We start from the raw sequence: 24,293 nt of genomic DNA on the forward strand, positions 1-24,293 counted from the left end.
TATTTAATGAGGATAAAAACTGTTTGTACAAGGTAGAAAAAAGTTTTATTTAGGAGAATAAGAGAAAAAGCTTAAGATATACGTACTGTAGCGTTTGGTTCAGTTAAACAAAATATAAGAATTAGAATGAGTATAGAGCTAGCTTATAACGATTGATATAGCACTGAAAACCAATAAAACAGCCATAATGATGTTAAATAATTGAGTATGTTTTAATAATAGTTTTTGGAACATTGAACCAAACAGGCTCCAACTAAATGTACTCATTAAACCGACTACACCTAGAAATAATGAAAAAAGTAGAAAACTTGAATATGAATTGTAGTAAGGGAGAATAAAAGTAGAAACTACAGTCAGTCCGAATAATATCCCTTTAGGGTTAACAAACTGAATAAAAATCCCCACTGTAAATAAGTTTTTATTATCTTTTTCATCGGGATCCGTACTGCCTTTACTAGTGAGTATTTTAAAAGCTAAATATAACATGTATGCTACTCCTAAAATTTTTAAAGGTAATTCGATTTTAGGTAAAATATTAATTAGTACTATATTAAAGAAACTACATAAAGAAGTGAGGAGGAAAAAACCGAAAGCTACTCCAAAGCAAAATTGCATGCTCCTTTTCAAACCAAGTTGATTTGCGTATGTCATAGCTAAAAAATTGTTAGGACCGGGTGTGAAGCTACTAATAAAAACAAATAATAAAAAAGAAAATAAAGGCATTTCAAAACCCCCTAAGTATTTTTCGTGTGTTATAATGACCGAAAAGAACAATATAACGTGTGCTTTTTATTATACATAACGGTCGTTATATTGTATATAGTGTAGGAGTGTTTTTTTATGGAAGAAATTCAACTTATTTTGGCGAAAAATATAAAGGCAATACGTGAGAAAGAAAAATTAAGTTTAGAAAAGGTTTCCCAATTAACAGGTGTGAGTAAAACGATGATTGGACAAATTGAAAGAGGAGATTCAAGCCCGACACTAACAACAATATGGAAGATAGCGAATGGTTTAAAAGTGTCTTTTACGTCTTTAATTAATAATCCACAGCCTGATACGAAAGTGGTTTTACGAAACGATGTTCAAGTATTATCAGAAGACAATGGGAGATATAAAGTGTATCCTTCTTTTCCTTTTCAAGATGATAGGAACTTTGAAATCTATACGGTTGAAATTGAAACGGAAGGAAAATTAAGTTCGGAAGGCCATAAAGAAGGGACCGAAGAATTTATAACGGTGTTTGAGGGAGAATTGACAATTGAAATAAATAATTGTCAATATACATTAAATAGCGGAGATTCAATTCGCTTTAAGGCGGATAGACCGCACTCTTATCATAATTCCGGACGAACGCTAACTCGGTTAAGTATGACCATTTATTATCCAGCTTCATAAACTTGCTATTTTATTTAGAATATAAAGAGATATGTTTTGATAAAACCATCTATAAGAGATGGTTTTATTTATTACAATTTTAAAAAAAAGACACTCATTTGAGTGTCAACACAGTATTGCTCTCGCGTATAGGATTGGAGAATATTTCTCAAATACGTATTGAGATGGTTCGTAAAGGAGAAACTGTCTTCATAAATAACTTAACATTGATAGCGTATAGAGTAAATTGATAATGTTTATCCGGAATATTTAGTATAGATAGTTTCTACTATCTATATAGGGGAATGGCATTTAAAGCTAAGAAGAAAAAATGAATCATTTATTAATCAACTCGTATAATTGTTAGAGAGGCGCCAGTTGATCCACCACCGATTAAATTGACAATTGATAAGAGACCGAATAATTGAAGAGAAATAGTATTACCTGCATTTAATATTGTAATTAAATTATTATTATAACTTGAAGTAGATAGGGCAGGAGATAGAATTGAGCTCAGAAGTGATGTAGATCCGTTTAAAAGTAGTCTTGAACCCGCAAGAAGTGCAATTGTAGTATTAATTTGATAAGAAAGATAATAACGTCCCGTTACAGGGACTGTAAATAAATCATTTGCACTATTGACTGCAAAGCTATCAAGGCTTTGATTGTTTGAGAGTAGTATGTTAGTACCACCCTAGTACAACTGAAACTGTTCCATCCACTGTATTATTTGCAAACATAGAATTTGTTGTAACGTTTATGCCGGTACTACCCGTGGGTCCGGTATTACTCATGGGTCCAGTACTACCAGTAGGACTAGTTAGTCTATAAGGAAGGATAATTGTATGTCATTATTTTGGGGATTTTCTCTATCTTTATTTTTAATTAAAATCACCTCATTTTTATGATAAAGGAGATACTTTTCATATATTCTATTAATAATATTTTTTATAGTAACGGCATGCTGTTTAAAATACATTCATTTTTAGTAAATTACATTAAATTTGATTTTGTACAAAGATTTTAATCGAGAGATTAATAGTATTTTTTTAGATAATTCTTTTAACATTTCGGAACATCTAACATTTAATAAATACTATAGAAGGGAGATGCAAATTTGAATCGATATGACAAATTACCAATGTCTAAGGAAGTTATGGATTCTAAAAATATTGGTCCTACATTTCCACCTCTTCCGTCTATTAATTTTCCAACCGGAGCGACAGGAGCAACAGGAGCAACCGGAGCAACCGGAGCAACCGGAGCAACCGGAGCAACCGGAGCAACCGGAGCAACCGGAGCAACCGGAGCAACCGGAGCAACCGGAGCAACCGGAGAAACAGGAGAAACAGGAGCAACCGGAGAAACAGGAGAAACAGGAGCAACCGGAGAAACAGGAGAAACAGGAGAAACAGGAGAAACAGGAGAAACAGGAGAAACAGGAGAAACAGGAGAAACAGGGGCAACAGGAGAAACCGGAGCAACCGGAGAAACAGGGGCAACCGGAGAAACAGGAATAACAGGAGAAACAGGAATAACGGGAGTAGCAGGAGCAACCGGAGCAACCGGAGAAACAGGAGAAACAGGGGCAACCGGAGAAACAGGAGAAACAGGAGAAACAGGGGCAACAGGAGAAACAGGAGCAACCGGAGAAACAGGAGAAACAGGGGCAACCGGAGAAACAGGAATAACAGGAGAAACAGGAATAACGGGAGTAGCAGGAGCAACCGGAGAAACAGGGGCAGCAGGAGAAACAGGCCCAACCGGAGCAACAGGAGCAATAGGAGCAACCGGAGAAACGGGAGAAACAGGAATAACAGGAGTAACCGGCCCAACAGGAGAAACAGGGGCAACCGGAGAAACAGGGGCAGCAGGAGAAACAGGAATAACCGGCCCAACGGGAATACCGGGAATAATCCCAACAACAAACCTATTATATTTTACTTTTTCAGATGGGGAAAAACTTATATATACTAATGCAGATGGTATAGCACAATACGGTACAACACAAATCTTATCACCAAGTGAAGTTTCTTATATTAATCTATTTATAAATGGAATTCTTCAACCACAACCTTTTTATGAAGTTACAGCTGGTCAGTTAACTTTATTAGATGATGAACCACCCTCACAAGGATCTTCAATTATCCTACAATTTATTATTATTAATTAAAAAAGACAGATTCTTAATGGAAAAAGGAATCTGTCTTTTTTTGTTCTAAATTACATTAGTTAAAATTAAGTGACGATAAATTCAATTGTTATTGGGATTCCACCGTCTAATACATCTCCGCCAGGAATTGTAATAGCACCAGTAGGACCTGTGGTGACACTGGAGTTCACGCTAGGTTGAATTATCCCGTTTACATAGAGGTTGTAATACGTAAAAGTCGGAAAGGCAGTTGCAGTAGTACCGGCATCGTTTAAACAAGCTGTTGCAGCAATTGCAAAAGCTGCACCTGTTCCTGTTCCAGCTCCTAGTGTAGATGTAAATCTTCTAGAAGCGATAAATGGTTGAATAATTGGCAATTAAATTTCACTCCTTTAATTATTTTTTGAACGAAGTATAGAATAACTTGTCCACTATATTGTATGAAAGTTTTTTATAATAGAAACGGCTTCATGATTATAGAAGGAACACAATATTAGTAAAGGTATCATTTTTAATTAGTTGAAAGAATGATGTTGTTACTTGTAGAATATATGCTAATGATTTATTTATGTTTTAATTTTTAAATGAAAATGTGCTTTTGGACCTAATAGATAAACGTGGAAAAATAAAATAAACTCTTAAGTTTAGGTGTTTAATCTAAGCAGTCAATTATTAAAAACATATAATTAATATGTGAGTCATGAACATAATTAAATTACGTTTTCAAGTTTGATTATAATTCATGTTTCCTATTTTAAGAGAAACATATAACTCAACTACTTTTTACAATCGCATCTTTTATAGTTCTTAGAATAGGAAAACACTCAACTATAAGAAAAGTAAGGAGGAAATAAATGTCAAATAATAATTGTTTTGGTCATAATAACTGCAATCCAATTGTTTTTTCAGCAGATTGTTGTAAAAATCCACAGTCAGTTCCTATTACTAGGGAACAATTAAGTCAATTAATTACTTTACTAAACTCATTAGTATCAGCTATTTCAGCATTTTTTGCAAATCCAAGTAATGCAAACAGATTAGCGTTACTCGATTTATTTAATCAATTTTTAATTTTCTTAAATTCCTTATTACCTTCTCCAGAAGTTAATTTTTTGAAACAATTAACTCAAAGTATTATAGTTTTATTACAATCTCCAGCACCTAATTTAGGACAATTGTCAACATTATTGCAACAATTTTATAGCGCCCTTGCACAATTCTTCTTCGCTTTAGATCTTATCCCTATATCCTGCAACTCAAATGTTGATTCTGCAACTTTACAACTTCTTTTTAATTTATTAATTCAATTAATCAATGCTACTCCAGGGGCGACAGGTCCAACAGGTCCAACAGGTCCAACAGGTCCAACAGGAGGCGGAGCGACAGGAGCAACAGGAGCAACAGGAGCAACAGGAGCAACAGGAGCGACAGGAGCGACAGGAGCAACAGGAGCAACAGGAGCGACAGGAGCGACAGGAGCAACAGGAGCAACAGGAGCAACAGGAGCAACAGGAGCGACAGGAGCAACAGGAGCGACAGGAGCGACAGGAGCAACAGGAGCGACAGGAGCGACAGGAGCAACAGGAGCGACAGGAGCAACAGGAGCAACAGGAGCAACAGGAGCGACAGGAGCAACTGGTGGCGGAGCTATTATTCCGTTTGCTTCAGGTACAACACCATCTGCGTTAGTTAACGCGATAATAGCTAATACAGGAACTCTTCTTGGATTTGGATTTAGTCAGCCTGGAGTTGCTTTAACGGGTGGAACAAGTATCACATTAGCGTTAGGGATAGGTGATTATGCATTTGTAGCACCACGCGCAGGGGTTATTACGTCATTAGCAGGTTTCTTTAGTGCAACAGCTGCATTAGCTCCATTAACACCTGTTCAAGTGCAGATACAAATATTAACTGCACCAGCAGCAAGTAATACGTTTACAGTACAAGGCGCACCTCTTTTATTAACACCAGCATTTGCCGCAATAGCGATTGGTTCTACAGCATCAGGAATCATAGCTGAAGCTATTCCAGTAGCGGCTGGGGATAAAGTATTATTATATGTTTCATTAACAGCAGCAAGTCCAATAGCTGCAGTTGCTGGATTTGTAAGTGCAGGTATTAATATCGTCTAACTTGTTACAATGTTTGTTTGAAATTTAAACAGGCATTTGTATATAGCCCCACCTAATTTTATTAGGTGGGGCTATATTTTTTGTGGGAAATTAGAAATAAATCAATTGAAAAGTTACTCTTTGTTAAGTTGGTATATAAGAAAAATCAAAATTTATGATTTACACTTTATTGTTTATGGAATAAGTTATATGGTTTGAAAAATTACATATAAACAAAAAAGATGAATTCTATTAAAAACAGAATTCATCCATTAAATAAACTATATACTAGTGGGTTAAATTGTTAATCATGAGCGGTGAAATGTCATTGCTCAAATTAGTAATAAACTATTTATTTTTATTACAGTTACATCCTTTTTTCTTTACATAGCCTTGCTCGGCTAAATCTCTTTGTGACTGGGAATCGGAAGATTGAGAGTTCGAAGATTGAGAGGATGCTGAAGAGCTACTATTTTTATTATTAGAGTAGTTTTTTCGATAGTTATAATTACTCATAGTACTATCACCTCCAACTTAAATATATAAATATTATATGTATGTACTCTATTAATTGTTACGATAAAAAATCTCCTCGATATTTTCCGAGGAGATAAATGGTGGTTCTATTAAAATGATACTAATTAATACCCCCAGTATAGAGGGAAGTAATAAGAATCTTGGTAATATAGATTTTGTTGTTGAGTAGGGGGCTGAGTTGACTGATTTATCATGTCGCGGTTTTGATTACAGTTTCCGGGAGGACCAATTACCGTAGTGGATTGAATTGGGGATACGGCTTGTTTCCATTGTTGTTCATTGAGGCAATAAGTATGAGCCATCATATTAGCGGGAGTTAATCTTAAAATATCAGAACCAAAAATAACTTCTGGGGTTGGGGCGTCGAATATAGCTAATAAATGAGTATTATCTGCTGAAGCAATTTCATAATGCCACCACGCTTGTGGAATGTTGGCAACTTGCCCTGGCTTTATCGGTAAGTTTAATATTTGATTCGTAAATGGATTAAGTAAAGAAACAACAGCAGATCCTGAAATACAGTAAACGAGTTCAGCTGCATTTTGATGGATATGTGGTTCTACAACATTACCTGTACTTAAATATATATCTAATAAAGAAGTGTTTTCTAATGTGTTTAATTGTTTAATGCAAGTACGTTTATATAATTTTTGGCATCTTTCTTAAAAAAATTACTTTTATTTAAATCATGGGTGAAATTGGTTGAGGGGGAAGTGTAGTCGATATTAGAAGTCAATTGTATTACCCGCCTTTCCTATGTTTTAATGCAATCTGAAATTAGGGTATGAGTCTAGTTATTGAAATGTGAAAGTGAGGATGGTTTTAGTTCGTTAAATAATAAAGTTGCAAGTACATATGCAGTATGATTGAATTTCGATGAAATAGTATAAAATAAGTTTGGTTGCGAGAAAAAGCTCCTTTAATTACAATTAATGTAATTAAAGGAGCTTTTTTATTAGTTAATAAAAAGGGAGTGTGGGAAATGAATAATCTAATTATAAAAGAGTTAGAAGTTGAATTGAAAAATCACTTTAAACCATTTTTGAATGCACCTGCAACAATAGAAGAAATTCAATATGTCGAAAGCGAAATGGGAATTTCGTTTCCAGATGAATTACGTATGCTTTATCTCACGCATAACGGTGAAGTTAAATCGGGACCAGGATTGTTTTTTGGTTTGCCATTTCTCTCTTTAGATGAAGTTTTGAATGAGTGGAGAGTATGGAAAAGAATTGAAGAAGAGGAGTTTTTAAATTTTGATGCATTTTCAATACCAGCAAAATGTATTAAGGAAACATATGTGAATTACAAATGGATACCTATTAGTAAGGATTATGGCGGTAACAATATAGGAATAGATGTTGATCCGGATGAAAAGGGGGAAATGGGACAAGTTATTAATTTTGGACGAGATGAAGAAGTAAAATATGTAATGGCAAATAGAATTTCAGATTTTTTACTATTTATTTTACAAACGCTAAAAGATAAAAATTTCACCATTCACCAAGAGGAAGACTATTTATATTGGAGTTATGGTGCTAACAACAATATACATTTTTTAGACGCATTATTTAATATTGAATTACCTGTTTTACATCCTCAATTTATATTTCAGTCTGAAAATAATGTTAAAGATTGGTACGATAGTTTAGATGGAGAATGGAAAAACATTGTGGGTTCTTCTGAACGTGCGGATAAATTTATTAGAGAGAAGAGACTATATTTAGGTGGAAAGGGATTAGTAGATATTAGTCCATTACATATATGTACGGAAGTAAGGGAACTAATTTTATCTGGGAATGAAATTAAAGATTTAACAGGATTAGAACGAATGAATTCTTTAAAGAAGTTATATTTAGTTAATAATCCGGTGCAAGATTTAACGCCAATCATACATTTACAGCACTTACAAGAAATGAATATAAAGAATACGAGGATAAATAATCTATCGGCACTTGTAGAAATATCATCATTAAAAAAATTAGATTTTTCACAGACTAATATTCAAGATTTTTCGTTACTATCGCAGTTTCAAAAGTTAGAATCGCTTACTGTACATATTTCAAATCGCGAGCAGCTCTATGCAATTTCAAAAGTAGATACTTTAAAGCATTTGTATATTTTAGGTTTAGAGAATGTTAGTGGATTGGATTTACTTGTTTTACAAAATTTAAATGACTTAATAACAATTGAATTTGAAAATAGTACCATTGATAATTTAAATTGCTTTCAACATAATACGTCAATTCAAAATATAAAGTTGAAAGATACAAAGGTAAAGGATGGATCGGCATTAGGTAGAATGAGAGGACTAAAGGAATTAGAATTAGATGGAGCAACAATTGAAAATATTGAAATGGTTTGTTGTTCTAAGTCATTAGAAACATTTACAGGCTCGTTTGAACAATTTCATATGTTAAAAGACTCATTTGATAGAAAAATAGATTTTTCAAAAATAATAGGAGAAATGAGTGAAGAAGAAAGTGAAGTTTGGTACCAGCATTTAAGTGATTAGAAAATAATATTATTATGTAAACAAGATTGTTTGTAGAAGTTGTCACTGTTACTATTTTGAAAATGTTCACCAACACTTTCTGGAATATAAATTAGTTTTAAGCCACTGTTTGACAGTTGATTCTGCAATGGAGTGGTTAGGAGAAATAAATTATGTGTAACTGAATGTCACATCCCTCCTAATTCGTTCGTCTTGTATGTAGAACGATAAGGAGGGATTTTATTATGAAAAAGTTTGATGTAGCAATTGTTGGCGGGGGGCTTGCAGGGTTAACAGCATCTATATATTTAGCGAAAGAAGGAAGGAAAGTTGTTGTATTAGAAAAATCAAGCCGTTTTGGTGGCAGAGCGATGACAATAAATAAAAATGGCATATATATGAACCTTGGAGCACACGCTTTATACCGCGGAGGAGAAGCGTTCTTAACATTTAACGAGCTTGGTATGAATCTTACGGGAGGAATGCCGTCCACGAAAGCACACGGAATATGGAAAGATGACGTATATACTATCCCAACGGATTTTCGCTCCATTTTATCAACGCCGTTACTTTCATGGTCAGCTAAAATACAATTTTCTCGCCTTATGATTCATTTAGGGAAATTGGATATAAATATGATTCCAAAAATGAGTCTTTCTGTATGGGCAGAAAAAGAAATACAGGATCCTATGGTACGAAATATGTTTTATGCGTTATGCCGAACAACGACATACACATATGCTCCTACAATGCAATTAGCATCATCAGTACTAAAGCAAATTCAGCTTTCTATGAAAGAAGGAGTATTTTATGTAGATGGTGGCTGGGAGACGATAATAACAAAATTAAGAGATATAGCTAATAATGTTGGTGTGCAATTTCTGGCTAGTAAGCATGTTTTGGAAGTAGAATATTGTGAAGGTGTACAAAAAATTCGATGTTTGGATGATGAAGTATTTGAAGTTGATGCAGTCGTCGTGACGATTCCACCTAAAGAAGCTTGTAAAATAATAAAAGGTGCAGAAGGAACAAGTTTGTATAGATGGAGTGAACAATCGGTACCGGTTACCGTCGCTGCATTAGATATTGGTTTAAGACGCTTAACCAACCCTACACATCAATTTGCATTAGGGTTAGATCAACCTATATTTTTCACGAATCAATCAAGAGCAGCCAAATTAAGTGAAGATGGAGCAATTGTAGTGAGTTTAATTAAGTACCATAATCCTATGCTAGAGATAAATCATTTTCATGATGATCAAGAACAGTTAGAAAATACGATGGAGTTGCTACATCCTAATTGGAAAAGAGAAGTTGTTGCAAAGCAATATTTACCGAAAATAACGGTAGTACATGATTTTCCTCATATTGACCGTGTTGAAAAACCGGGCCCTAATATACCTGAAATGCCAGGTGTTTACGTTGCAGGAGATTGGGCTGGGCATGATGAAATATTAGCTGATGCTGCGGTAGCAAGCGGGAAACGTGCAGCGTTACACATTTTAAAGCAATTAGAAAGTGAGGCAGTTCATCATGGAAACGGAGCAGTTATATGAAGCGTATCAACCATTATTATTTTCGTTAGCATATAGAATCCTTGGGAGTGTTATGGATGCTGAAGATATCGTCCATGACGTATTTATATCGTTTAATAATATGGAGGACGTTCAATCTATAGAAAATATGAGAGCCTATTTATGTAAAATGGTAACAAATCGCTCAATTGACAAATTACGTTCGGCAGCACATAAACGTAACGTATATGTCGGAATGTGGTTGCCAGAGCCATTTGTGGAAGAGATTGATGATCCATCAGAGTCATTTGTAATGAAAGAATCAATTTCTACGGCATATTTATTACTTTTACAACAACTGACTGAGGTAGAGAGGGTTGTTTTCATATTAAGAGAGGTTTTTAGTTATGACTACGAAGAAATCGCTTCGATTGTAGAAAAGAGTAGTGTGAACTGCCGAAAAATCTTTCAACGTGCACGAAAAAGTATTTTGGATAAGCCGAAGCAGTCAACATTAAGTACGAAGAAGATGGCTGCTTACGTGGAGAAATTTGTATCATCATTGCAGTGTGGGGATGCGCAAGGCATGTTAGAAGTATTAAAAACAGATGCGATATTGAAAGCTGATGGTGGTGGTAAAGTTACAACTGCAATTCATCCAATTTATTCTGCAGATAGAATTATAAGTTTATTCTTTGGAATTGGGAAGAAGTCCCCGGTAGAATACGTTGTTGATTTTAAGATGGTAAATGGTGCCCCAGGCGTTATTGTTAATGTAAATAATAAAGTGACTTATGTACTTTCATTTACATTTGAGAATGAGAAAATCTCAAACATTTATATGATGGTTAATCCTGAAAAACTTATGCACTTAAATGTAACAGTATAAAAAAAGACGCATTTCTTTAGAAGTGCGTCTTTTTTTTATTTTTCTAACATTTCAAGAGGTACATCTTTTTCGCCGGCTACCTCGAATTTAATTTCCCCGTCTTCTTCATAAATGCGTTTAATAATCGGTATAGTTATCATTAGTTTTTTATGCTGTTTACGTCTTCTAGCAGCATCTAAGTTAATCACGTTCATGTGTAAGCATCCTTTCTTACAGAAATATATAAACAAAAGAAAATGCGTCCGAAAAGGGCGCTTAGTTGAATTAGAAATACCGATTCATTTAAATGGGGTTTAGATTATCTTATAATTGAAAACTGATTGTAAAATAATGTGAATTAAATGATTGCACGTAGAAATTAACTTTACCAAAAAACGAAACAATATGCTATAAAAAATTTTAATTCTTTGTCGTATAACAGGAAAAAGGTGTGCATTTCGCATATAATGAAAAGTAGACGGGCATCATGTACTTTTTCATCATATTGCTTGGAAAGGCGATGGAGAAAATGAATACTCTAGATTCATTATTATTGCAACTTGAACAATATGGAGAAGAGCATGATCGACATAAAGAAAAAAGAGAAGAAAAATTAAGAAATATTTCTCGTGAAATGGGGCAGTTTTTATCAGTATTAGTAAAGGGGTGCAATGCGAAAAAAATTTTAGAAATTGGAACTTCAAATGGCTATTCTACATTGTGGCTAGCAAATGCGGTAGAAGAAACAAATGGAAATGTTATAACTGTAGAACTTTCTTCAGAACGGGTTGGAGAGGCACTTGGAAATTTTGAAAGGGCAAATCTTACACAGAGAATCGATATTCATAATCAAGAGGCTGGGGCATTTTTAGATTCGCAAGTAGATCGTTCATTTGATTTTATTTTCCTAGATTCAGAGCGCACGCAATACATGTGGTGGTGGGAACATATAAAACGTATTTTAGAGCCAAAAGGTTTTCTGGTAATTGATAATGCAACTTCTCATGCGGGGGAATTAGCTGGATTTATAAAGATGATTGAAGAAGACGTTACGTTTGAAACCGTGTTATTAGCTTTTCAAAAGGGAGCATTTGTTGCGCGGAAGAATAATTAGAAGTGGACCTAATATAATTATCACATTGAAAGATAGTATATGTCAAAAGATAGAGCATTGTATGAATTTAAGAAGGTAACTAAATGGAATTTCAAATTAATAGTCAGTGGTGATAAGTAAGGTAAGCTGTGAAGAATCCGTCTTCAGCATGTTGTTCTCTAGGTCTTAAGTCTGAGGAAAATAATGACGAGAACAGGTATACTTATACTATGAAACAGGGAATGACTGCATAAGCAGGTATTTCTTGAAAAATCGATTTCAAGCAAGCAAAAATGTATATGAAATACGATATATTAGATGAAATATAGTGCACATAAATTCGCACATATAAATAAAGGAGCGATTTTGTTGACTGAACTCGAGAAAAAAGAACCTGTATCGATTGTGAAAGATAATAATGTAGAAGTAGTAGTGGATACAGTAATAAAAGATGCAGAGCTTGAAGAACTGAATAAAGAAGCAGATCTTTATGTACAAAAGTTAAATAGCGAGCAAAATACAGATTTATCAAAAGTATTGTCGCAGCTAGGAGACTTAGGGGATAAAGAGCAGCAAGCGGCAGGACAAACGCTATCAGCTTTAAAACGTCCTGTGACAGCGATGATGAATGGAAAGAATGAAGAAATTCCAAATACATTGTTAGAATTACGAAAAGTGGTATCAGAACTTGATCCAAACTCATTAAAAGCAACTGGTATGAAGAAACTTATGTTTAAAGTGTTTAAGAAAAATCCGCTTGAAAATTACGTGCATAAATATCAATCTATAGATAAGCAAATCGAGGAGATTATAAGATCACTTCTCATTGGCCGTGATAACTTGCAAGAGGATACGGTTGGTCTTGAAATGTTAAAAGAGCAATCACACGATAAAATTCACGCTCTTGATAAACAAGTATACTTAGGAAGAAAACTTGCTGGTATGCTTGAAGCTGAGAAACAAAATCCAGAACGTCAAAGGGATATTCCGTTAATAAATGATGCATTAGAAAAGATACTTGTGCGTACTCGTAATATGCAACAAGCAAAAAGTGTATTATTACAATCTATCGCATCTGTAGACATCATTAAGAAAAATAATGAAAAGCTATCAGAGGCAATTCGTAATGCAATTACGATGACGCAAAACGTTATAACGGTTTCAGCTGCAATTCAGCTCGCATTAACAAATCAACGTAAAACAATTGATGCTGTTAATGCAACAAATGAAGCGATTGAATCAATGGTATTAAGCAATTCACAAGCATTAAAACAAAATACAGAAGAAACAACAAAACTCCTTGAAAATCCTGCAATTAGCATGGATAAATTACGTGAATCATTCCAAAATGTATTTGCCGCTATTGAAGCATCTGAGAAATCGTCAGAACGTATTATTGAGTCTAGTAAGAAATTTGTAATTGAACTAGATACATTTAATGATGAGATGAAGCAGAAACTCATTCAGCGTCCAAGGAAATAACAGACTTTTAGAGGAGGTGAAAAAATGAGTTTCATTCAAGGAGTATTATTACTATTAGGATCATTACTTTTAATCGCATTTACTGTCGTTGTTTTAGTTGTATACTTCGGACGTAAACTTTATTTTTCATGGACGAAACCATATAAGAGAGCACAAGATTCCATTGAGAAATTATCAAACAAATCGACACCGTTTTTACAAGAGTTTACGCAACATCCACTCTTTTATCGCTGGATTCGTACGGAAGGAAAGAAAGAACAACATACATTGAATACTCTTTTCTGTACATCAGGTCAACGTACGAGAGAACAAGTATTTTCAATGTTACCGAAAGAAAAACAGAAAAAAGTGCATGTAATGGCAAAAACAACGAAAAAGCTTACAAATGAAGATATCGATGTGGCCGCGATGAAAGTGAAAGATTTCTTAAGACAAGAAACGCAGAAAACTGTAAAACCGACAGACTTATCGTTTTATAAATTGTATTTCTATGATCGATATCCAGATGCATTAAATACAATTCAAGCATATAAACGCTCGATTAATCCTTCACTACAAAGAACGGTTGATGACATTACAATTTCAGTATTAAATGCATTGCCGTACTATCAAGAACAACGCATGTTTGAACAACAACATAAACTTGAAACGTTTTTAATGAAAGATTTAACTGCGATGTTATCTTTAGTGGTGCAATTACCTCCATCACAACGACCAGAAAAAGAAGAAGAGTTAAAAGTCTACTTGCAAAATTTCCAAAAAGAAATGGAAGTAGTAGAGCGTGATATTCGCGACTCCATTGATCACGATTTGAATGTGAAGATGAGAGCAGCGACAGAGAAGTTTAAGAATAAATAAAAAAGGCGCCTTAAAAGCTAAGTATTTCTCAGCTTTAAGGCGTTTTTTTTTTTTTTGAGATTTTATTTTGCCTTAACGGTAGTAAAACTAGAAGGAATGCTTTCATTATGCAATCGATCAACTGCAGTTACTACATACGTATACGTTTCTCCAGAAATAGCCGTTTTATCTACGTAAATTTCTCCAAGTTTTGTTTTTCTTACAGTAGTAAGTAAATGTTTTGGGTTTTGTATATCCACTTCATTTTTTCCATTCACACGGTAAATGGCGTAATAAGAAGAGTCATTATCTCTATTATCAATTATTCCCACGGCAATACCTTCATCTCTTGGAATGGCACCTTTTAAAGTAGGTTGTTTTGGTGGATCATGATCAAGCCAAGGCATAGGTGGAATTAATGCAGGGTGTTTATATATGTCTTTTGAGAGTCTATCTTTAATTCCAAGTGGATTGTTATTTATATCTTTTAAACTGAAATGCATACTACCTTTTATTTCAGGATATTGACGATTTAATGCGATTTGTTTTGGATATTCTTCTGGCTCAGACCAAGCAGGCACAGAGTTGTTATTTATTTTATAAGCCGCTTGACCGATGTATAGGTGAATCGGTTTGTTATTTGTTTCTTTTACCCACCATTCTACTAATATATCATATGCAGCAGGTGTGAAACCTATATTCCAATATATTTGAGGTGTAATGTAGTCAATGTACCCTTTTTGTATCCACTCACGTGTGTCAGCATAAAGGTCATCGTAGTTTCTTTGACCTGCGGTTGTGTTAGAGCCAGTTGGATCGTCAGCTATATTTCGCCATACGCCAAATGGACTAATGCCAAATTTTACGTATGATTTTTCTTGTTTTATAGCAGTATTTAAACCTTTTACGAGTTCATTTACATTATTGCGACGCCAATCTTCGATAGTTGAAAAATTCTCATTATTATATGATTCAAATGTTTTTTGATCAGGAAATTCTTCGCCAACTACTTTATAAGGATAAAAATAATCGTCCATATGAATTGCATCAACATCATAATTTTTTACGATTTCTAAAGCGCCTTCCGTTATAAAGTTTTTCACATCTGGAATACCAGGGTTGTAATATAGCTTCCCGCCGTAAGGTACAACCCAATCGGGATGTTGTCTTGCAGGGTGATTATTTGATAATCGATTTATATCAGTGTGATTCATCGTTATTCGGTATGGATTAATCCATGCGTGGAATTCTATATTTCTTTTATGTGCTTCTTCAATCATAAATGCGAGCGGGTCGTATCCAGGGTCTTTTCCTTGTGTACCCGTAATGTATTCAGACCAAGGACCGTAATTTGAAGGATAGAAAGCATCAGCAGTCGGTTTAATTTGTACAACGACTGCATTCATACCAGTGTTTTTTACATCGTCTAATAGTCTTATAAATTCTTGTTTCTGCTTTTCAATAGGTAAGCCAGTTTTTGAAGGCCAATCAATATTGAGAACAGATGCTAGCCATACAGCGCGTAATTCATGTTTTTTGTAAGTAGTATTTACTTCAGCATAAGTAGAGTGAGGGGAAATGAAAGAGAAAGGAGTAAACAATATGACGATACAGCACATCATTACTAAACGTTTCATAATCATTTATACGCCTCCCTATTATACGATTATTTAAAATAATATATGATGTTAGGTTGGCCCTGCAATTGAGAAAAATAAATATTGAAACATTAATTTAATAGGAAAAATATTTTTAGTGAAATTTACTTTCAGTATAACTAAATCGTTTCATTTCTTCATATGCTTGTTAGTAAAGTGAAACTTTCTTTCATTTGAAAGAAACAATTTATAAGTATAGGGGGATTCAATAATGAAAGTTTTATTCGTTTGTTCTGGAGGAATGTCCAGCGCAATTGTTGTAAACGCTTTAAAAAAAGAAGCAGAGAAAAAAGGTATGAACATGGAAGTGCATGCTATTGGAACAAGTGAGGTGGAGGAAGAAGTAAAGAATGGTTGGGATGTTGTAATGGTTGCACCTCAAGTTAGACATCGATTTGACGCTGTAAAAAAACTTACAGAACAAGAATCTATTCCGTGCGGTATTATTCCGCCGCAAGCATACACGCCGCTTGGTGGACCGACTTTATTAAAAACTGTAAATGAATTAATTAGTTAGGGGGAAGCGTTATGAATAAGTTTGTCACGTTTCTTGATAAAAACTTATCTGGACCGATGGCAAGGCTTTCTGAACAGAGGCATTTACAAGCAATCCGTGATGGAGTTATTTCGGCGTTACCATTTATTATCGTAGGGAGTTTCTTTTTAATAGTAGCATTTCCACCATTACCGAAAGATAGTTTCATATCAGTTTGGGCATTGAAAAATCAAACAAGTATATTAATACCATATCGTTTAACGATGTTTATTATGTCTTTATATATAGCATTTGGTATAGGATACAATTTAGCGAAAAGTTATAAGTTAGATGCTTTATCAGGGGCACAGTTAGCAGTATGCTCACTACTTTTAACATTGACGCCCGAATTAATCGATAAAAAAGGATTTATGCTTCCGATGACAAATCTCGGGGGGCATGGATTATTCGTAACGATGATCGTATCTATTTTATCAGTAGAGATTTTAAGATTTTGTAAGACGAAAAATGTAATGATTAAAATGCCAGAACAAGTACCGCCGTCTGTTTCACGTTCGTTTGAAGCACTTATACCTGCTGCATTCGTAATTATTTTAATGAGTTTAGTAACTGTCGTTTTTAGTATTGATTTACACCATGTTGTTGATAAATTAGCAGCACCGTTAGTAAAAGCTGGTGATAGTTATTTCGGTGTAATCATTCCAGTGTTTTTAATTACATTTTTTTGGTCATTCGGAATCCATGGTGTGTCGGTTGTTGGAACTGTTGCTCGGCCATTATGGGAAGTATACTTAGGGAAAAATGGTGAAGCAGTTGCTAGTGGAGCAGATCAGTTGCCATTCATATCACCAGAGCCGTTATACCAATGGTTTATATGGATTGGCGGTTCTGGTGCGACGTTAGGGCTTGTATTAGCTATGATTGTATTTGGTCGATCAAAATATTCGAAAGCATTATCAAGAACTTGTATTGTTCCTGGTATTTTTAATATTAATGAACCTGTTATTTTCGGATTACCGATTGTACTAAATCCAATTTTAATTATCCCGTTTATCATTACACCACTCGTAACAGCAACTGTTGCATATTCAGCAACTGCGATGGGATTTGTAACGCCAACACATATTATGCCGCCGTGGACATTACCAGCTCCAATTGGCGCGTATTTAGCCACAGGTGGAGATTGGCGTGCAGTAGTATTAGTTTTTATAAATATAGCAATATCATTCCTTATTTACCTACCATTCTTTAAAATGTACGACAAAAACATGCTTGAAATTGAGAAAAATGGTGATGGGGAATCTGTTAATCCGTAAGTTTTATATTTTATTTTTGAGTGATAGGCATTTTGTCTATCACTTCTTTCACATTAAGTCCAGAGAGGGTGAAATAGAATGAATATAAAATTTAGCTATAAAGGTGTATTTTTATTGTTATTTGGAGTGATATGTGCAAATTTACTTTTCGTACCTTTATTAAGAATGCTAAATCTATCACAAATGCATAGTATATGGCTCGTTACAAGCTTTGCGGCAAGTATTTTGCTTACGGTAGTTGTTTCTTTCATTGATGGATCGTTTGCATCGAAAGCACAGTTGTTTTTTAGATTTATATTGTTTTCTGTAGGTTGTACGTTGTTTACTTACATAATTGTTTTTTAGTGAATAGGGGGCATGCATATTATGTATATTGCAGGGATAATGTCCGGTACATCGTTAGAAGGAATAGATGTAGCGCTCGTTCATATAGAAGGAAACGGTGTAGATTCTAAAGTCGAACTCATTCATTTTACTACTGTTCCATTTTGCAATGATATAAAAAATGAGATACTGCAGGCTTTATCAATTGATACATCTAATGTTCAATTGATATGCAGTTTGAACTTTAAGCTTGGTTTATGTTTTGCCAATGCTGTGGAGGAAGTTTGTAAAAAGGCTGATTTGTCATTGGAACAATTAGATTTAATAGGTTCTCACGGACAAACGATTTATCATCAGCCAAAGCAAGAAGGCAATAGTATTTCTTCGACATTGCAAATTGGAGAACCAGCAGTTATTGCGTATGAAACGAATACAACGGTTATCTCTAACTTTCGAACGATGGATATGGCAGCAGGGGGACAAGGTGCACCACTTGTACCATATTCAGAGATCATTTTGTATCGCCATCAAACTAAAAATAGATTACTACAAAATATTGGCGGGATTGGTAATGTTACAGTGATTCCAAGTAAACGAAGTAATAAGAGTGTAATTGCTCTTGATACCGGCCCAGGGAACATGGTAATCGATGGTGTATGTCAAAGATTATTTCAGTTGCCATATGATCAAAATGGTAGGATTGCAAAACAAGGAGTAGTTGTAGATGAAATTTTGACATATTGTATGAATCATCCATTTTTGAAAATGAATCCACCGAAATCAACTGGTAGAGAACAGTTTGGAGAAGAGTTTGTAAGTGAATTATTGAAGCGGTTTGAAAAGCATGGTAAAGAAAATCTTTTGACGACTGTCACGATGTTTACAGCAAGTTCAATTGTTCATCATTATAAGGAGTTTATTCTGCCGTATTATGAAATCGATGAAGTAATTTTAGGTGGTGGGGGCAGTTATAATCGTACACTTGTTGAAATGATACGAAATGGATTGAAGGAAGAAAAGTGCGCGATATTCATTCAAGAAGATATAGGCTATTCTTCAGAGGCGAAAGAAGCAATTGCCTTTGCGATATTAGCAAACGAAACGCATCATCGTAATCCGAGTAATGTGCCAAGCGCAACAGGTGCAAAGCGATCTGTAGTTTTAGGGAATATAACATTCCCTCCAATAAGATGATGAAAATGAGGCGAACATATGAAGTATATGATTGGAGTAGATGGTGGGGGCACGAAGACAGAAGCAATTGCATTTGATCAAGACGGAAACGAAGTTGTAAGAGGTACGAGTGGGTTTGGAAATATATTAATAGATTATGAAAAAGCAGTTTCGCATATTATGGAGGCGATCGATCAATGCAAGAAAGCTTTAATAGATGGGCACTGCGTTTGTATTTGTTTAGGATTAGCGGGTATAAGTGGAGCGAATACAAATGAATTAACATTACGATTAATAAAGAAATATGAAACGAAAATTGAAGTTTTTAATGACGCAATGATTGCACATGCAGCTGCTTTAAAAGGTAAGAATGGAATATTAACTATAGGTGGTACAGGTGCAATTTGTATAGGAAAGAAAGACGAAGTGTACGAGTATAGCGGTGGATGGGGACATATTTTAGGGGATGAGGGAAGCGGTTATTGGATTGCGTTACAAGGTTTAAAGAGAATGGCAAATCAATTTGATCAAGGAGTTAGACTTTGTCCATTAAGCTTAAGGATTCAAGACGAGTTTCGACTTTTAACATCATCTCATATAAAAAGACTAGTATATAGTTCTTCAAAAGATAAAGTTGCAGCAATTGCACCATTAATTATAGAGGAAGCGAGGAATGGGAATGATGATGCACATAAAATTATTCTGCAAGCGGCTAAGGAATTAACGATAATTACGGTGAATATTTACAACAAGATGCAGTTTGATTTATCACCTTTAATTGCAGTTAGTGGTAGTATATTGTGTTCAGTACCTGAAATATATGCTGAATTTAAGAAATGCTGTGAGAAAAGTATGGGAGAAGTTATATTCGTATCACCATCAAAAATGGCAGTGAAAGGAACATATCATTTAATGAAGGGTGTATTTTTTATAAAATAGAAGTATGAGAATTTTTGTATGATTTGTAAAAATATGATGTTAAAATATACAAAGGGATGTAAAGCAAGAAAACGTACAATATACATAGTCATTGAATATTGTATAAGTACTCCCATGTAGAAAGTGAATGATTACATGATTAATAGTATGCAATTTTTGTATTTGGTGGCTTCTTATTTATTTGGAAACATATTGACCGCTTATATAGTAACGAAATGGAAACATAATGTTGATATTCGTGAAGAAGGAAGTGGTAATCCTGGCGCAAGAAATATGGGGCGCGTATATGGAAAAGGGTCTTTCGTCGCTACATTTTTAGGTGATGCGATCAAAGGGGCAATCGTAGTTTCTATTGCAAAATACCTTTTCGAAGATTCTACATTTGTAATGTTAGCTTTACTGGCTGTTATACTTGGACATATTTACCCAATTTTATTTAAAGGCAAGGGCGGAAAAGGCATTTCAACATTTATTGGAGGTTTAATTGCATTTGATTATTTGATAGCGCTTACTCTTATTGCTGTTTTCATTATATTTTATTTAATCTTTAAAGGATTTACTAAGCCCGGACTAATTACAATCGCTTGTTTACCAGTTTGCATGATTTTGTATTCTTACTCTATTGTTACGACTATTTTAAGTGCACTTATCATTGTACTTATTTTATATGTAAATCGAGAATGAAATGAACTTTTAATAAGTGGAGTTAATCTCCACTTATAATTTTTATTAAATACATAAAGGAGATACAACATGGGGTTAATTTATAAAGTTGCTGATCAAGCTTGGGAAGTTGAAAGTATACATAAATTGAATTATAAAACATTTGTAGAAGAAATTCCGCAACATGAAGAAACGAAAGATCGTGTTCGTATAGATCGTTTCCATGAAGAAAATGCATATTTAATTTGTTTAGATGACGATAAGTTAGTAGGTATGGTTGCATTGCGAGGAAAACGACCATTCTCGTTAGATTATAAAATTCCAAATCTAGATTTTTATTTGCAAGAACATGGAGAAAATGTATATGAAATTCGTTTGCTTTCAGTAGAACGTGAATATCGAAATGGAAGAGCATTGTTAGGTTTAATTCGCTTTTTACATCGTTATTTGCTTCTAAATGGATATGAATTGGCACTCATTTCTGCTACAACACGTGAACTACCTTTATATGAGCAAATGGGATTCAAATCTTTCCATATGTTAGTTGGTACTGAAGAAGCAGCCTTCCAGCCAATGTATGTTACCCCAGCTATGTTTGAAGAGTCGAGTGTTGGGGGTATTATGACGAAAGAATATACGTTTTTACCTGGTCCAGTGGATATTGAAGAAAATGTTCGAAAGGCATTTTCTACTAAGCCTATTTCGCATCGTTCTAAGTCATTTCAAGTGATAATGGAAAATGTAAAAAAACGTTTACTGCAAATGACAAAAGCAAAACGTGTGCAAATAATGTTAGGAACAGGGACGTTAGCGAATGATGCCATTGCTTTACAGTTGAATTCTTTAAAAGGGAAAGGACTAGTTTTAACAAATGGGGAATTTGGAAATAGGTTAGTGGGACATGCAACACGTGCGCAATTACATTATGATACGCATAAAAAAGAAATGGCAGAGCCGTTTCTTTATACAGAATTAGAAAAAATAATGGCAACTGGAAATTATGAATGGCTTTGGTTTGTTCACCATGAAACATCAACTGGAATGTTAAATAATTTAGAAGAACTAAACATTCTTTGTAAAAAATATCAAATGAAACTATGTGTAGATTGTATAAGCTCAATTGGAGCAATACCAATAAATTTGAAGGATGTATATTTTGCAAGTGATGTTAGCGGAAAAGCGATTAAATCATATACAGGATTATCTTTCGTTTTTCATAACCACATTGTAAAAGTAAACGAGGCAGTACCTGCTTATATGGACATTGGTATGTACGAAGAAAATGAAAGTATCCCATACTCCCATTCATGGAATTTAATTTATGCATTGCAAGAAGCATTGAAGCGACTTGAAGATGAAGAGGCATTTGAAAAAATAAAAGAGGCGTATGCTTATATTGAACAAGCTATTAATACTATGGGTTTAAAGCTTGTTTCACCTAAAGATCATGCCGCTCAAATTGTTCTTACCATTCAATTAAACGAAGGGCAGTGTTCTAAGGCAGTAGGTGATGCATTAGCATTACAAGGATATATTGTTCATTATGAATCAGCATATTTACAAAAGAATAACTGGATTCAAATAGCATGTCTGAATCACTATAAAGAACGTGATATGAAGAGGATGTTAAATTGTTTGCAGATGTGTGTGTTAAAGAAAGTTCTTTTAACGTAAATGCTTGTATATTTATTATATAATTTCTACAAGGCTATGAGTCACACTTGCTAAGTGTATAGAAGTGCATTTTTTGACAAGAGTTTAAAAGAGAGCGAAAGCTCTCTTTTAAACTTACTTAAATGAATTACCCACAGATTGGAATACCGAGAACTCTCAAAGCTAGTGCTACTTGAAGAGTAATTTCCAATCTAGCAATTTCGATGCCAGCAACTGTGAGTACTAAAAAAGGTTGGCCGTTTACGAACACAATACAACTTTCCATATATACGCCTCCTTTCTAGTAATCTACTACAGTATATGAATGAAACTATAATACGTTATAGTCGGATTTATGAATTTTGTAAAAATAATAGATTTACCCTATGTTTACGAAACAAATGGAGTTTCATAGTGTTAATAATTTAATTGTTAGACAAGGAAGCATCTATAATAAGATGTTTTTTATTATATTTACGTTTCAGCGTGACAATAAATAAAGTTAATCAATGACGAATTGAGAGGGAAATATATTGATAAATATTTGTATGAGGTAAACTAAGAAGGTTTTAGAAAAACGAAAAGGAATTTTTATACTTGTAACATAAAAATTCTAGGGGGATGTTAATATGGAAAAAACTATGATGGTAGAAACAACAAACATGATGATGTCTATGGAAAAAATGATGTGTGAAATGAAGTGTATGAAAATGATGATGAATAACATGATGCAAATGGATGTAGAAATGGATAAGGCAATGATGGTGAAAATGAATGAATGTGATGAAATGATGAAGACTACTATGTCTATGATGAAAGCGATGAAAGAGAAATGTTGTTGAAGTAGCAAAGTATAGCGTAAAATGATGATGATCTTGTAAATTTAAATTAGTAAAGAGCCTGTTTTAGTTGGTAAATTAAAATAGGCTCTTTTAACTATTGTTCAAAAATAAATTGAGTTGACAAAAAAGAACTAAAAGATTATTTTAGTTCTTTTTTCTGTAGTAACACTGTTCAAATCATTTGTTTAAAAGCTATAGATGATGGTTAGGCAGTGAGAAAAGACAAGTAAGAGCCTATCTTTCTTCGTTAAATGTGTGCTGAAGTAAATAATGATTCCATTTTTACTTTGCTCTTTTCTCGAATTTCACTGTCCGCATGGCGCATTACAAATTTATGCGCTATAGCGATTGCTAAAACATCATCTAATAAGCCGATCCCAATAATAGCAGCTATATCTGGAATGAAGTCGATTGCTAATACGTAATAAGATAAAGCAGCTAATATTATGAATTTTGCTTTAGTAGGTAACCCTTTTTTTCTCATTGTGTAGTATAAAATAATACTTTCATATACGCTTGATTTCCCGAGGTTTGCTGAGCTTTTTTTGAATTTTTTCCAAAGTGTCTGTTTCTCCATATAAACACTCCTTTTACAAAAACATAGATTTTTTAAAAGGATGGACAAAGAAGCGAAAGAATAATCAATTTTATTGTTTTTTCTTATTGTATATTTCGATATTTATAAGCGAATACCTGTTCAAAATAAAACAATGCTTGTTAAGCGGATACGATTATGGAGATGGATGAAGAGAAAATCTGTTTTG

The 24,293-nt window shown here is 34.1% G+C and carries 23 protein-coding genes and 2 pseudogenes; 17 read left to right on the forward strand and 8 right to left on the reverse strand.

Features of this window, described 5'->3' with window-relative positions:
• Nucleotides 1–138: 138 nt before the first annotated feature.
• Nucleotides 139–723, reverse strand: coding sequence for a LysE family translocator (locus tag QCI77_RS12175; protein ID WP_002031985.1), 585 nt, complete (start codon nucleotides 721–723; stop codon nucleotides 139–141).
• A gap of 117 nt (nucleotides 724–840) precedes the next feature.
• On the opposite strand from QCI77_RS12175, the gene QCI77_RS12180 reads away from it, so the two are divergent.
• Nucleotides 841–1,398, forward strand: a complete 558-nt coding sequence (locus QCI77_RS12180; RefSeq protein WP_002031987.1) for a helix-turn-helix domain-containing protein — start codon at nucleotides 841–843, stop codon at nucleotides 1,396–1,398.
• Nucleotides 1,399–1,720: 322 nt separating this feature from the next.
• On the opposite strand, the pseudogene QCI77_RS12185 reads toward QCI77_RS12180, so the two are convergent.
• Nucleotides 1,721–2,171: pseudogene (locus tag QCI77_RS12185) on the reverse strand (BclA C-terminal domain-containing protein).
• 347 nt (nucleotides 2,172–2,518) lie between these two features.
• Here QCI77_RS12185 and QCI77_RS12190 point away from each other — a divergent pair.
• Nucleotides 2,519–3,550, forward strand: a complete 1,032-nt coding sequence (locus tag QCI77_RS12190; RefSeq protein ID WP_483298978.1) for a DUF4183 domain-containing protein — start codon at nucleotides 2,519–2,521, stop codon at nucleotides 3,548–3,550.
• A 65-nt stretch (nucleotides 3,551–3,615) separates the two neighbouring features.
• Here QCI77_RS12190 and QCI77_RS12195 read toward each other — a convergent pair whose 3' ends face one another.
• On the reverse strand, nucleotides 3,616–3,906 hold the full coding sequence (locus QCI77_RS12195) for a DUF4183 domain-containing protein (protein WP_002031992.1): 291 nt from the start codon (nucleotides 3,904–3,906) through the stop codon (nucleotides 3,616–3,618).
• Between the two features lie 477 nt (nucleotides 3,907–4,383).
• Between QCI77_RS12195 and QCI77_RS12200 the strand changes: the two genes are divergently transcribed.
• On the forward strand, nucleotides 4,384–5,661 hold the full coding sequence (locus tag QCI77_RS12200) for an exosporium glycoprotein BclB-related protein (RefSeq protein ID WP_353824952.1): 1,278 nt from the start codon (nucleotides 4,384–4,386) through the stop codon (nucleotides 5,659–5,661).
• 620 nt (nucleotides 5,662–6,281) lie between these two features.
• On the opposite strand, the pseudogene QCI77_RS12205 reads toward QCI77_RS12200, so the two are convergent.
• A pseudogene (locus QCI77_RS12205) lies at nucleotides 6,282–6,913 on the reverse strand (cupin domain-containing protein).
• 246 nt (nucleotides 6,914–7,159) lie between these two features.
• On the opposite strand from QCI77_RS12205, the gene QCI77_RS12210 reads away from it, so the two are divergent.
• The 3 genes from QCI77_RS12210 (at nucleotide 7,160) to QCI77_RS12220 (ending at nucleotide 11,074) form a co-directional block, all read left to right on the forward strand.
• On the forward strand, nucleotides 7,160–8,692 hold the full coding sequence (locus QCI77_RS12210; protein ID WP_016120195.1) for an SMI1/KNR4 family protein: 1,533 nt from the start codon (nucleotides 7,160–7,162) through the stop codon (nucleotides 8,690–8,692).
• Between the two features lie 224 nt (nucleotides 8,693–8,916).
• Entirely contained in the window at nucleotides 8,917–10,227 is a 1,311-nt protein-coding gene (locus QCI77_RS12215; protein ID WP_113769411.1) for a phytoene desaturase family protein, read from the forward strand.
• Nucleotides 10,205–11,074: a sigma-70 family RNA polymerase sigma factor gene (locus QCI77_RS12220; RefSeq protein WP_033734526.1), complete on the forward strand. Its 870-nt coding sequence runs from the start codon at nucleotides 10,205–10,207 to the stop codon at nucleotides 11,072–11,074. Before QCI77_RS12215 ends, QCI77_RS12220 begins: the two co-directional genes overlap by 23 nt.
• A 35-nt stretch (nucleotides 11,075–11,109) precedes the next feature.
• On the opposite strand, the gene QCI77_RS12225 is transcribed toward QCI77_RS12220, so the two are convergent.
• On the reverse strand, nucleotides 11,110–11,268 hold the full coding sequence (locus tag QCI77_RS12225) for a hypothetical protein (protein ID WP_002085567.1): 159 nt from the start codon (nucleotides 11,266–11,268) through the stop codon (nucleotides 11,110–11,112).
• Between the two features lie 305 nt (nucleotides 11,269–11,573).
• On the opposite strand from QCI77_RS12225, the gene QCI77_RS12230 reads away from it, so the two are divergent.
• The 3 genes from QCI77_RS12230 to QCI77_RS12240 all read left to right on the forward strand — a co-directional run bounded on the left by QCI77_RS12230 (nucleotide 11,574) and on the right by QCI77_RS12240 (nucleotide 14,486).
• Entirely contained in the window at nucleotides 11,574–12,167 is a 594-nt protein-coding gene (locus tag QCI77_RS12230) for an O-methyltransferase (RefSeq protein ID WP_002085565.1), read from the forward strand.
• Nucleotides 12,168–12,515: 348 nt separating this feature from the next.
• Nucleotides 12,516–13,628, forward strand: a complete 1,113-nt coding sequence (locus QCI77_RS12235) for a toxic anion resistance protein (protein WP_002085564.1) — start codon at nucleotides 12,516–12,518, stop codon at nucleotides 13,626–13,628.
• 24 nt (nucleotides 13,629–13,652) lie between these two features.
• Complete coding sequence (locus tag QCI77_RS12240; protein ID WP_113769412.1) at nucleotides 13,653–14,486, forward strand: DUF3974 domain-containing protein; 834 nt, start codon at nucleotides 13,653–13,655, stop codon at nucleotides 14,484–14,486.
• Nucleotides 14,487–14,548: 62 nt separating this feature from the next.
• Here the strand turns inward: QCI77_RS12240 and QCI77_RS12245 are convergent, their stop codons facing one another.
• Entirely contained in the window at nucleotides 14,549–16,108 is a 1,560-nt protein-coding gene (locus QCI77_RS12245; RefSeq protein ID WP_113769413.1) for a glycoside hydrolase family 10-like protein, read from the reverse strand.
• Between the two features lie 226 nt (nucleotides 16,109–16,334).
• Here QCI77_RS12245 and QCI77_RS12250 point away from each other — a divergent pair, with 226 nt between their 5' ends.
• The 7 genes from QCI77_RS12250 (at nucleotide 16,335) to QCI77_RS12280 (ending at nucleotide 22,708) form a co-directional block, all read left to right on the forward strand.
• Complete coding sequence (locus QCI77_RS12250) at nucleotides 16,335–16,640, forward strand: PTS sugar transporter subunit IIB (RefSeq protein ID WP_000865888.1); 306 nt, start codon at nucleotides 16,335–16,337, stop codon at nucleotides 16,638–16,640.
• A gap of 11 nt (nucleotides 16,641–16,651) precedes the next feature.
• Complete coding sequence (locus QCI77_RS12255; protein ID WP_061689421.1) at nucleotides 16,652–17,935, forward strand: PTS sugar transporter subunit IIC; 1,284 nt, start codon at nucleotides 16,652–16,654, stop codon at nucleotides 17,933–17,935.
• A gap of 78 nt (nucleotides 17,936–18,013) precedes the next feature.
• On the forward strand, nucleotides 18,014–18,280 hold the full coding sequence (locus QCI77_RS12260) for a hypothetical protein (RefSeq protein ID WP_002136308.1): 267 nt from the start codon (nucleotides 18,014–18,016) through the stop codon (nucleotides 18,278–18,280).
• Nucleotides 18,281–18,301: 21 nt separating this feature from the next.
• Complete coding sequence (gene anmK / locus QCI77_RS12265) at nucleotides 18,302–19,453, forward strand: anhydro-N-acetylmuramic acid kinase AnmK (protein WP_353824953.1); 1,152 nt, start codon at nucleotides 18,302–18,304, stop codon at nucleotides 19,451–19,453.
• 18 nt (nucleotides 19,454–19,471) lie between these two features.
• Entirely contained in the window at nucleotides 19,472–20,371 is a 900-nt protein-coding gene (locus tag QCI77_RS12270; protein WP_113769415.1) for a BadF/BadG/BcrA/BcrD ATPase family protein, read from the forward strand.
• Nucleotides 20,372–20,506: 135 nt separating this feature from the next.
• Nucleotides 20,507–21,055 carry a glycerol-3-phosphate 1-O-acyltransferase PlsY gene (gene plsY, locus QCI77_RS12275; RefSeq protein WP_002127407.1) on the forward strand — a complete coding sequence of 183 codons (549 nt, stop codon included), beginning with the start codon at nucleotides 20,507–20,509 and terminating at the stop codon, nucleotides 21,053–21,055.
• Between the two features lie 69 nt (nucleotides 21,056–21,124).
• A complete protein-coding gene (locus QCI77_RS12280) occupies nucleotides 21,125–22,708 on the forward strand; it encodes an aminotransferase class V-fold PLP-dependent enzyme (RefSeq protein ID WP_353824954.1) in 1,584 nt (527 codons plus the stop codon).
• 127 nt (nucleotides 22,709–22,835) lie between these two features.
• Here the strand turns inward: QCI77_RS12280 and QCI77_RS12285 are convergent, their stop codons facing one another.
• Nucleotides 22,836–22,973 carry a DUF3956 domain-containing protein gene (locus QCI77_RS12285; RefSeq protein ID WP_002127410.1) on the reverse strand — a complete coding sequence of 46 codons (138 nt, stop codon included), beginning with the start codon at nucleotides 22,971–22,973 and terminating at the stop codon, nucleotides 22,836–22,838.
• A gap of 343 nt (nucleotides 22,974–23,316) precedes the next feature.
• Between QCI77_RS12285 and QCI77_RS12290 the strand changes: the two genes are divergently transcribed.
• Nucleotides 23,317–23,529, forward strand: a complete 213-nt coding sequence (locus QCI77_RS12290) for a hypothetical protein (RefSeq protein ID WP_000416118.1) — start codon at nucleotides 23,317–23,319, stop codon at nucleotides 23,527–23,529.
• 247 nt (nucleotides 23,530–23,776) lie between these two features.
• On the opposite strand, the gene QCI77_RS12295 is transcribed toward QCI77_RS12290, so the two are convergent.
• The gene (locus tag QCI77_RS12295) at nucleotides 23,777–24,106 is read right to left on the reverse strand and encodes a YkvA family protein (protein WP_061689425.1); all 330 of its coding nucleotides are present in this window, start codon (nucleotides 24,104–24,106) and stop codon (nucleotides 23,777–23,779) included.
• Nucleotides 24,107–24,293: the final 187 nt, after the last annotated feature.

The sequence above is a fragment of the Bacillus cereus group sp. MG9 genome (assembly GCF_040459995.1).
Taxonomy (GTDB): Bacteria; Bacillota; Bacilli; order Bacillales; family Bacillaceae_G; genus Bacillus_A; species Bacillus_A mycoides.